This window comes from Nitrospirae bacterium YQR-1 (assembly GCA_039908095.1).
Lineage (GTDB): Bacteria > Nitrospirota > Thermodesulfovibrionia > Thermodesulfovibrionales > Magnetobacteriaceae > Magnetomonas.
Genome location: JAMOBJ010000017.1, coordinates 63,066 through 73,454, shown reverse-complemented (window position 1 = coordinate 73,454; position 10,389 = coordinate 63,066). Strand labels below are relative to the sequence as shown.

Annotated in this window: 9 protein-coding genes and 2 pseudogenes; 2 read left to right on the top strand and 9 right to left on the bottom strand. The window is 41.0% G+C overall.

The genetic code is table 11. From position 1 onward, the window contains the following. From H7844_09645 to H7844_09610, 8 genes and pseudogenes are all read right to left on the bottom strand, one after another. The coding region (locus tag H7844_09645; protein ID MEO5357544.1) for a glycogen/starch synthase at nucleotides 1-304 on the bottom strand (304 nt) is incomplete at its 3' end. 308 nt (nucleotides 305-612) lie between these two features. Then, entirely contained in the window at nucleotides 613-1,137 is a 525-nt protein-coding gene (locus tag H7844_09640; protein MEO5357543.1) for a pyridoxamine 5'-phosphate oxidase family protein, read from the bottom strand. A gap of 316 nt (nucleotides 1,138-1,453) precedes the next feature. Further along, nucleotides 1,454-1,933 (bottom strand): chemotaxis protein CheW, encoded by a 480-nt coding sequence (locus tag H7844_09635; GenBank protein ID MEO5357542.1) that lies wholly within the window; start codon nucleotides 1,931-1,933, stop codon nucleotides 1,454-1,456. A gap of 213 nt (nucleotides 1,934-2,146) precedes the next feature. Further along, a pseudogene (locus tag H7844_09630) lies at nucleotides 2,147-2,971 on the bottom strand (methyl-accepting chemotaxis protein). Between the two features lie 186 nt (nucleotides 2,972-3,157). Next, nucleotides 3,158-3,631, bottom strand: a pseudogene (locus H7844_09625) (MCP four helix bundle domain-containing protein). Nucleotides 3,632-3,890: 259 nt separating this feature from the next. Beyond that, nucleotides 3,891-4,265 (bottom strand): STAS domain-containing protein, encoded by a 375-nt coding sequence (locus H7844_09620; GenBank protein MEO5357541.1) that lies wholly within the window; start codon nucleotides 4,263-4,265, stop codon nucleotides 3,891-3,893. A gap of 13 nt (nucleotides 4,266-4,278) precedes the next feature. Next, a complete protein-coding gene (locus H7844_09615; GenBank protein ID MEO5357540.1) occupies nucleotides 4,279-4,725 on the bottom strand; it encodes an ATP-binding protein in 447 nt (148 codons plus the stop codon). 1 nt (nucleotide 4,726) lies between these two features. Next, entirely contained in the window at nucleotides 4,727-5,428 is a 702-nt protein-coding gene (locus tag H7844_09610; protein MEO5357539.1) for a serine/threonine-protein phosphatase, read from the bottom strand. 144 nt (nucleotides 5,429-5,572) lie between these two features. On the opposite strand from H7844_09610, the gene H7844_09605 reads away from it, so the two are divergent. Then, entirely contained in the window at nucleotides 5,573-7,441 is a 1,869-nt protein-coding gene (locus tag H7844_09605) for a diguanylate cyclase (protein ID MEO5357538.1), read from the top strand. On the opposite strand, the gene H7844_09600 is transcribed toward H7844_09605, so the two are convergent. Next, the gene (locus tag H7844_09600) at nucleotides 7,438-9,429 is read right to left on the bottom strand and encodes a hypothetical protein (GenBank protein MEO5357537.1); all 1,992 of its coding nucleotides are present in this window, start codon (nucleotides 9,427-9,429) and stop codon (nucleotides 7,438-7,440) included. The genes H7844_09605 and H7844_09600 overlap by 4 nt on opposite strands. A gap of 229 nt (nucleotides 9,430-9,658) precedes the next feature. Here H7844_09600 and H7844_09595 point away from each other — a divergent pair, with 229 nt between their 5' ends. Then, on the top strand, nucleotides 9,659-10,381 hold the full coding sequence (locus tag H7844_09595; protein MEO5357536.1) for a class I SAM-dependent methyltransferase: 723 nt from the start codon (nucleotides 9,659-9,661) through the stop codon (nucleotides 10,379-10,381). The last annotated feature ends 8 nt before the right edge of the window (nucleotides 10,382-10,389 follow it).

Genomic DNA, 10,389 nt, shown 5'->3' with positions numbered 1-10,389 from the left:
ATTTACCCTTGTCAAAATACTTTTCCTCAGAGTGTGATTTAACAAAATAACACAAGTTCCCGTGGACCATGCCTTTGTAAACACTACAGGAAATCTGTTTGCCCTTAAATTGTACAGGAAATTCTATCGGATTACCCTGAAGATTTTCAACAAGCGAATGGTTCATGCAATCATAATAGGGTAAGATTATTTCCACGTTATGGCCCTTCCTAAGAAGTTCGCAACTTAAACCGTCAACGACATCGGCAAGCCCTCCTACCTTAGATACAGGTGCGCATTCCGAGGCTATCATCACAATATACATTATAGACCTCCAAGAGATACTATAGATTATGTTCAGTCATAAATAAAGTAAACCAACATTATACAAAACCGTAACAGCACAAAACCTGCTTATATACACTCAGCGCTTATTTCGGAAGACAAATAAAAACACTCCGACAACAATTTCACCTTTATTAAGTGCAAGTGTAACATATTTATTTTTTTTAGTCAACAGAAAAATTTTATAATATAGTAGCAAAGTGAAAATGTCCGGTTCTTAGCAAAATGAAAGTGTCCAAAAGAGAGCGGTTATGTCTCTCCTTGTTCCATACAAACATTTCGGCAAAATCATAATTTTGGAGGCACCTCGTGATCCTTTATATACTTATCTATTGTGTTATCTATTGATTTTTTGACAGCCCAGTCTCTAAGGCCGTCCCTTTCACCCTCATAGTGCATAAACGGCACAGACATTCCACAAGTTGACTCCACCGCATATATAGAATACCTAATAAATCTTCTGACGGCACCGTGGATGGTTTCACTAAAATTACCGGCGGCCTCTGAAAACACGTTGCTGCTTTTTTCTATTAACTCACCCTTACAAAATAGTCTGAGGATTTTTGCCCTCTCTGTAAAAGAGATAAACATCAAGGTTAACTGTCCGTCATTTTTTATATCCCTTGCTGTTCTGTCTCCGCTTCCGGGATAATCCATATATAGCAAAGTGTTGGAATCTAAGACTCTAAGGCAATCATACCCCTTTGGCGAAAGATTTACCTCTTTGCCGCTGCAAGAGGCCGCAAAAAACACTTTTTGTGATTTTATAAATTCTATATCCTCTGCTTTTAATGACTTGTACTGTGTTCCCAATACTGCGAAGCTCCTTAAATACCAAGTTGCATTCATTCGATTAACTTTGTTGGCTTCGTCGAAAGCTCCTTGACGTCTCCCCTAAAAAGGGGATTCCCCTATGAGGGGAGGTGTCGCTTTCTCCTTGCCGCCTCGTTACTCTTTTGACTGCTACTTGGTAAAAGGTGTTAGTTCTCTCCTCTTTTATTCCCGCCACCGAGCGGGAAACCAGTTTTTCAAACTCTTTTTCATCCCGTTTTTACGGCAATAAAACTCCCTCCGTTGGAGCAGTCTGCAAATTCACTCCAACGTGGGAGTAATTCCGTCTCCTGTATCTCTAAATTGCAGTCATAGCCTCCATATCATGTGCTAAAAATATCCTATCTATATCCAGAATTATAATAAACACCTCATCCCTTTTGCCCATCCCTTTAATAAACTCGGTATCCAGTTTAACGCCGATACTGGGCGCAGGTTCGATACTCTCCGGTTCAAGCTCTATAACCTCCTGTACAGAATCAACAAGTGCACCAAGAATTATAGTTTCGCCGTTGACCGATACCTCCACTATTATGACACAGGTGTTTACGGTCTTCTCACCCTCGGTCATACCAAACTTTATACGCATATCAACAACAGGCACTACGTTGCCTCTGATATTGATAACTCCTATAATGTATTGCGGCATTTTGGGAACCTTTGTAACAGATGTAAATTCAAGAACCTCGCGCACTTTGGAAATATCAAGGGCAAACACCTCATCATCAAGGTTAAACGTTAAATACTGTGTTGTTTCAGTAACTGATGCTACTGCCATGTTTTACCTCCATGCGGCTTAATATTTTTCAAACTCGGAGTCATCGGAAACCCCTCTGTGTGTGTCACCGAGGTCAATCGAGTCGGCTCTTGCAGTGGTTTTGGCAGCCCGTGGCTCATGAGTCAGACGCTGCGGGGCGGCGGCCACCGGTTTACGTTTGGCAACGACATTGGGCCTGGATTTTTTTGCGGTGGAAGTTCCCTCTGTGCCGGTTCTAAAGAAAGATATTGCGTTTTGCAGCTGCTCCGCCTGTGATGAAAGCTCCTCAGACGTTGACGCCATCTCCTCCGAGGCTGATGCGTTTTGTTGAATTACCTGATCCAGTTGCTGAATGGCCTTGTTTATCTGTTCGGCGCCGGTGTTTTGCTCATTACTTGCCGCTGTTATCTCCTGCACCAGTTCGGCAGTCTTCTGAATATCCGGTACAAGTTTGGTAAGCATCTGCCCGGCCTCCTCCGCTATGTTGACACTTGAGGCAGATAGCTGGCTTATCTCCCCTGCTGCTTTTTGGCTGCGTTCGGCCAGTTTTCTCACCTCTGAGGCCACAACAGCAAAACCTTTGCCGTGCTCACCTGCCCTTGCGGCCTCTATTGCAGCATTGAGGGCAAGGAGGTTTGTCTGACGAGCTATCTCCTCTATTATTGAAATCTTATCAGCTATTTGTTTCATTGCATGGACAGCCTCACCTACGGCCTTTCCACCCTCTGCCGCATCTATTGAGGCCTTAGAAGATATACGCTCCGTCTGCAGGGAGTTGTCGGCATTTTGCTTTATGTTGGAAGCCATTTGCTCCATAGAAGATGACGCCTCCTCTACCGCAGCCGCCTGCTCTGTAGCACCCTCGGAAAGCTGCTGGGCGCTTGAGCTTAACTCCACACTGCCGCTGCTTACCAAATCCGCCGACTGTCTGACCTCCGCCACTATGCTTTTTAGTTTTTCAAGCATTGTTTTCATTGCAAGCAGTATGCCGGTTTCTTTCTTTGTTGAGTCAAACCTGATTGTAAGGTCCCCGTTGGCCACACTTTCAGCTATACCCATGATGTAGTGGGGCTCGCCTCCCAATTGCTTTAATATCGTCATAGTAATCCAAAGGGCGATAATTACAGCAAGAACTATGGCTGTTACAGACAAAGATATGATTAATGTGTTGGCGGATTTATAACCTTCATCGGCTGCCTTAGCTTTCTTCTCCATTCCCTCTTCCTGATGTTTTTTTAGTTTCTCAATGGCATCGAAATAGGCAAGCTGTTGTGCCCGTACCTTCGTTAAGAGTAACTCCCTTGCCTCAGCCTGTTTACCATCTGCAGCAAGTTTCATAAACTCATCCTGCCCTGTAACATATGCCGCTCTTGCATCCATTATGGCTTTCAGCCCGGCCTTGCCCGCTTCACTCTTAACCAACGGGGTAATTCTGTCTAATTCCGCCACTATCTTTTTTCTTGCATCCTGAACTTTGTCCAGCTCCTTCTGTATCTCTTCCTTTTTTTCCAATATCAGCATATTACGCATAGAACGAGCTATCTGATTTATACTACCAAGCAAGTTGTTGCAAATAGCTACCTTAGGATATTCCACATTAACAATTTTGGACATCTCATCGTTAAGATTCTCGAGTTTGCTTATGCCTACTATCGCTATCACCAAAAGCAAAACCACGATGATACCAAAAGCAAGACCAAGTCGTGTGCCTGTTTTCATGTTTTGAAACATATTATTCCTCCTTTAATTTCTTATAATTTGTTAAACTGTTTACTTTAAGCCTTGTGGAGCAACCTTTCATAATGAGTACAGAAATTATACATAAAGTAAAAATAAAAATCAATTAAAAAAAGAGTCAAATTGTGTTTATTCCAATTCTAATTCAAAAGTAAACGCAGGCGGCTGGCAACAAGCATCGCCTCGTTACTCTTTGAGACTGCAACCTTGTATTATTCCTTATTCCTAAACAAGCAATCCTTCATTTACATGCATCAAAGGCGGCTTCCTCTGAATCGAATATTTTGATGAGGCTGTTATAGAGCCCCGCCATTTTAAATATCCGGTTAACATCATCGTTTGATGAAACAAAACAGATTTTTTTACCGATCGTATCCAGCTTTTTAAGAATTATTACGATGTTTCTCAAACCGGCGCTGCTGAGGTGGTCAAGGGAATTAAGATTCACAATAAAAATGTTCTCTCCGGAATTTAGCTTTTCATCAATTACTTTGGCAAATTCCGAGGCGCTCAGGCTGTCCATACTGCCTGTCATAGTTATCACCAGTGCCCCGTGTTCTTTCTTAAATTCAAAAGTGAGGTTTCCTTCCTTGTCTTTTTTTGCATCAAATTTCATGGTTTCCCCCTTCTTATTGTAGTTTATCAGAATTTCTGTACTTTCTCATCGTAAGCGTATTTAACCCATCCTCACACTCATAGCTGACCTTATCCATAAGCTGGTTTATAAAATACACGCCAAGTCCCCCAACCCTTCTTTCAGACACAGACGATGTTAAATCCGGTTGCACTACACTCTCCGGTGAAAAGGGCTTACCACGGCTTTGTATTACAATCACAAAACCAGCTTCCGTCTTTTTAACCTTAATATCAATTGTTCCGTTTTGTCCTTTTTCATATCCATGGTTTATTATATTTATACATGCCTCATCCACTGCCGTCTGCACATCAAATATACCATGCTTGTCAAAACCCATAGTAATTAAAATATTTTTGGTAAATTTCAAAATGGCGGGTATGCTCTCCGCCACAGCGGAAACTGTTAGGTTATGGCAATCGCCGTGCAGTGTCTCTTCCATCTCAACCATTACCGCCAAGGTATCTTACAGACAAAATTGTTATATCGTCAGACTGCGGAGCCTCCCCTGTAAATTCCCTGAGCTCTGCCAGCACTCCGTCACACAGCACCTCCAATGACACAAGAGGAGACTTGCATAAAGAGTCCTTAAGCCGTCTTAATGTAAACATCTTTCCATCCTCATCCTTAGCCTCATCCACACCGTCTGTGTAGGTAAAGATGATGTGGCCCCTTTGCAGCGCTACGGTGCTCTCCTTAAATTCAGCACTATTCATAAGCCCAAGAGCCGGCCCCATATCTGTTTCCAACTCAACCGCCTCACCGTTTCCCGTCAGAATAAACGGAGGATTATGTCCGCCGCTGCCGTATATAAGCACACCGGTTTTCACATCCATCACGCCCACAAACATGGTTACAAACATCATTGTCTTATTGTCCTCCGCTATTTCACCATTTATAGCTTTTAACATGTTTGCAGGGCTTGTGTGTTTTTTTGAAAGAGCACGAAACAGTGTCTTAACCATCATCATAAACAAAGCCGCCGGCACCCCCTTGTCCGATACGTCCCCAATGGTAAAACACAACAGATTTTCGGTTATAAAATGAAAATCGTAGAAATCACCCCCAACCTCTTTTGACGGACTTATAAAAGCATGTATTTCGACATTTCCATTAACTGAAAAATCCCTCGGAAGTATGCCCATTTGAATATCATGCGACAGCTGCATCATCAACATTTACAAATTAAGCAAAAAAATATGTACTTATGTTACAATGTTTATTATGGTTTTTAGATTTAAATAAAGGGTGGAATAAAAAATGCTTATAGAATTAATGAGTAATCACACTTGAAACCAATAAAGTCAATTAAGACTAAACTCCTCATCAGAATAGTAATCTCTTTTGTGCTTCTTTCCATAGTGGTGCAGGGGATAGTGTTTGTGAGTTTTCGTGCGTTAAGCCTTGATACAGCTAAAGAGAAAGCCTTATCGGTAGCTGAGTTAATCAGAGATACGATAACGTCTTTTATGGTTCTGGGCGTGTATGACAAGAGGGAGGTCTTTATTGAGAGGATAAGGTATGCACGCGGCCTTAAAGAAATCAAAATTATAAGAGGAAAGTCCGTCAGTGAACAATTCGGCTACTCAGGGTACGAGAGCCCTGCCTTAAGTTCTATAGAAAAGGAAGTCATGGAGACCGGTGAGGTAAAATCACAGCTAAGCGAGGATTCCTCAAGTGTTTTGTACAGGCTCATAATTCCCTACAAGGCCACTGCGGTTGAGCAGATTAAATGTATGGACTGCCACAGAGCCAATGTGGGAGACGTCCTTGGCGCTGTCAGCATTGTTATGGACTTAACAAGCCTGCGGAAAGAGGGCATCTCCACCATGACATACATGATGGCGGTTTCCCTAATTTTCTCTTTTGGTACCCTCTACATAATTTACGTTTTTTTTAAGCCCTATACAGCGCTGTTTAAAAGACTGAAATCAGGGTTTGAACGGGCTCAGGACGGGGATTTCGGAGAAAGGGTCGCAGCGCGGTTAATGGATGAGGCAGGGGATGTTGCCGGTGGTTTTAACACTATGGTGGAAAACCTCTCTAAAACTCTCTCTTCAATAAGCCATAAGGTGTCCCTGCTGATAGGCTACCAGGTGGCAGGCACAGGGAATGCCTTAAAAGATACGTCTAAAACAGTTGATATGCTTATTAAAATATATAATTTTAAAAGAACTATTGAAAAGGACATCAAAAAATCAGAGATATTCACACGGCTTGAGCAAATTCTTAATGAATTTGGAATAAAAGAGTACTCAATCCATGAAATCAAACAGCAAAAAAATTTACTAATCACTGTAGCGACTTCTGTTACAGTAATCAGGCAGGACGCAGAGGAAGACAGACGCAGCTTGTGGTGTAACGAAATAATCTTTGCCGATGCACAGGAGTGCCGCGCCAACAGAACTGGAAACATGGTGGATTCAAGGGATTTTCCGGTTATTTGCCCACATTTCCCCCATAGCACAAAACTACAAAAAAGTCATTTCTGCATACCGGTCTATATAGGGGGGCAGGTTGGCAACGTGTTGCAGATTGTTTACGACAATGACAGAGTTGAGGAGGTCGCAGGTGTGCTGCCTTACATTAAGAGCTATCTGAAGGAGGGAGAGCCGGTGCTGGAGGCAAAGATATTTATGGAGCTTCTCAGAGAACAGTCCATTGTTGACCAACTGACCGGCCTGTACAACAGACGATACCTCGATGAGGTTAACGTCAACCTTTGCCTGCAAACCCTCAGAAGAAACACCCTGCTTGGCATCTTAATGATTGACATAGATTTCTTTAAACAGGTCAATGACAACTATGGCCACGACACGGGAGACCAGGTGCTTAAAAAGATTGCAGCACTCATAAAAACCACACTAAGAGGCTCCGATATTGTGATAAGGTACGGGGGAGAGGAATTTCTGGTTCTCTTAGTGGATGCTACACCAGGAATATCTTTTGCATTGGCTGAAAAGATAAGACTGAAAGTACAGGCTGAAACTATAGAAATTTCCGGAGGGGTACTTAAAAAAACAGTAAGCATCGGCGTTAGTGAGTACCCTAAGCACGCTGATAAGTTTTGGCAATGTGTAAAGTATGCCGATTCGATGCTCTATAAAGCAAAGGAAGAGGGCAGAAACAAGGTTTATGAATTCAAACCTGAAATTTAGCGGGAAATAGCTACTCTTGAATAATAACCGGATTCTGTACAAAATGTAATATCAAACGGATTTCCCGGTGTGCCGTCATATTGTACTTCAAGAATATCTCCTTCAGAGAGATTCAGGTCTAAATCACCATAGTTAAATGGAATCAATTTATTATTAAGAAATAACGTTAATTTTGTTTGGTCAATATACGCTGAACTAATACCTGTAGCTATGTTGTTATAACTAATATATACACTGCTTAAATTAGTTTTATCATTGTTATGTTTGATAAAAACCTTATTGACACCATTTATTTCTTGTTTTACAACTTCAAAAACCTCCTTGTCAAAGGGCTTATAAGGGACAAAAAGGTAACCGGTTATCTTGCCGCGGTTGTTATTGGTAAATCGTTTTACAGGGCAATACCCCTCAGGCATATATACCACGGCAGTTGTATATAACAAAGGTTTTTGTTCACGAATAAAGTTATATAAATCATTTTTTCTTTGTGGATATACCTTTTCTATAAAAAAAACGTGAGAGTCAAAGTAAACAGGGTGGAAATTTCTGTTATTTTTTATAAATGCCGGAATTAACTGACCACCACCCTCAGCCAATAAGTAAGGATGTTCCTTCCCCTTAGTGTAACGCTTCAAAAGTGAGTCTGTCTCCTCCAGTTGCTTTTTTTCAAGCGGAGATACTTTCATATATTTCAGTACCTCCGGGGTAGTTACAGTTGAGTAATCAGTCATAAACGATTTTTCTATGCCGGAACTAATCCGATAATACAGACTTTGAGAAATAGTGAAAATAAAAAACAAGGTCAATAAGACTCTGAAAATCTTAAGTTTTGAATTAACTCCGTCAGCTGTTTTATTAATATATCCGGTAAAGAAAAAAATACTTAACCCCATCATCGGAGTAGCGCCCCAATAACAGTGGTGGGAGCCGGCCATTGGATAGTAATGCATCCATGAGGCAAAACAAATGAACAAAACTGCAAATAGTTTATCGGCAGATTTGCCATATGGAGTTTTCCTTAAACTTAACAATTCATTAATGAATATAAACAATGCAATTGCAGGAAAAAATAGCCATGTAAACCTGTCGTACCTGCCTGGTGAATTTGCTGTGGAAAATATAAAACTTGTACCTGAAAGTACAAAATCAGTAATAGTAAATAAGCTGTTAACCATTCCTTTTAATGGAAAACCTGTCCACCTATCCGCCATGCCTTTGCCAATCAGGTAATTATGATAAACAGATTGCAGCCACCAGTCTGTAACAGTACCGTTACTGAATAACCAGAGAAAAACCAATAAATCCGGAATCATATGGCCGGAAAAAAATAATGACAGATTTGACAAACAACTTAATAAATTATACTTCTTAAGATAGCAGTCAAATACAATAAAAGCAGCCGCGGCTATTACCAGATAAATACCGGCAGGCTGCTTAAACCAAAATGTTAAACTTGTACAAATCCCTGCCGTTATTAAAAAAATCCATCGCTTTTGTGTTGCCTCTAAATATAATATTATAAAAATGAGGGTGGCCAGCAAAGTAAACTCAGCATATACAGACGACCAGGGCGGAAAGACCATTATGAAACCAGGCCCTAAAAAAAGCCACATCAAACATGACAGTGTATTTAACGCCTTTGGCAAAAACCCTGACCATACCTTCCATAACAGCACTACAATAAAACCATAAAAAACGGCAGTAAACAGTTTTAACACTACTAATTTGCCGCCAAATACATACAGCGCAAGAGCTTGCATCAAAACCGTTAATGTACCGTAGAGGCTAAACGTCTCTTTATATAATACTTTACCCTCGATAATATCCAGTGCAGGCTTAAACATCACTGAATCATGGTGGTCGTCAATTCCAAGCATCGAATAGTGGCTTGTAACTACTGTAGTCAGAACAAAGAGAAATAACATATGAAGCCATGCCGGAACATCAAAAGAGCCGTCTTTAACTCTCAGGTACCAATCAGATTTCACAACTCCATTTTACTTAAATTCTGCACTGTGGTCAAGAATCCTACTATACACTCAAAGAATTATTATTGACTTTTTAACTCCGTTTATATTAACTATATGGTTATAGGATATGTTGTGAAGGGGACATTAATAAACACATTTACACCACTGATATCAATAAAAATAAGGCTGAAGCCACCGTTATGCTAAAAAAAGTACTTCAATGTACAAACAGGAGACACATATTCCAATGTTAGATGCAAAAGACCACACCTTTTATGATGAGCTTTGGAAGGGCTGGAATGATATGCACTATTATTCACCGGCGCCAAGAATGAGACGAAACAAAATCATCTCCATGCTTAAAAAAAAATCGATTAAATCTCTGTTGGATGTGGGATGTGGAAATGGTGAATTTTTAAAAGATGTAAGAGACCTGATAGGTGATGTAGCGCTTGCCGGGGCCGATATATCCCCCTACGTTATAGAAAGTAACCGCAAGAGATTTAAAGACATGGAGTTTTACCGGCTTAACCTCAACGATGAGACTCTACCTCAGAAGTTTGATGTTGTAACATGTATGGAGGTGGTGGAACACTGTAGCGATTACAAGGACTCCATAAGAAGATTGTCTGAGATGACGGCGGGAGAGCTCATTATCACTGTCCCCTGCGGGCCTGTGTTTGAAATAGACCGCAGAGTAGGACACACTGTACACTTTAGTGCTAAAATGATTCAGGATGCTATTGAAAAGGCAGGGTTAAGGGTACGGAATATCCAATGCTGGGGGTTTCCATTTTTTAACATGTACAAGCACGCAATTAACATCTCTCCGAATAAAATGACAGAATCATTCATGTCTGAAAAACCCTATACGTGGAAACAGAGAATACTTGCCGACACTGTCTATTCCATATTTAAAGTTTGCCTGCCGTGGGGAGGGTATCAGTTGTTTGCAGAGGCGCAGCGGTAAATGTTGAA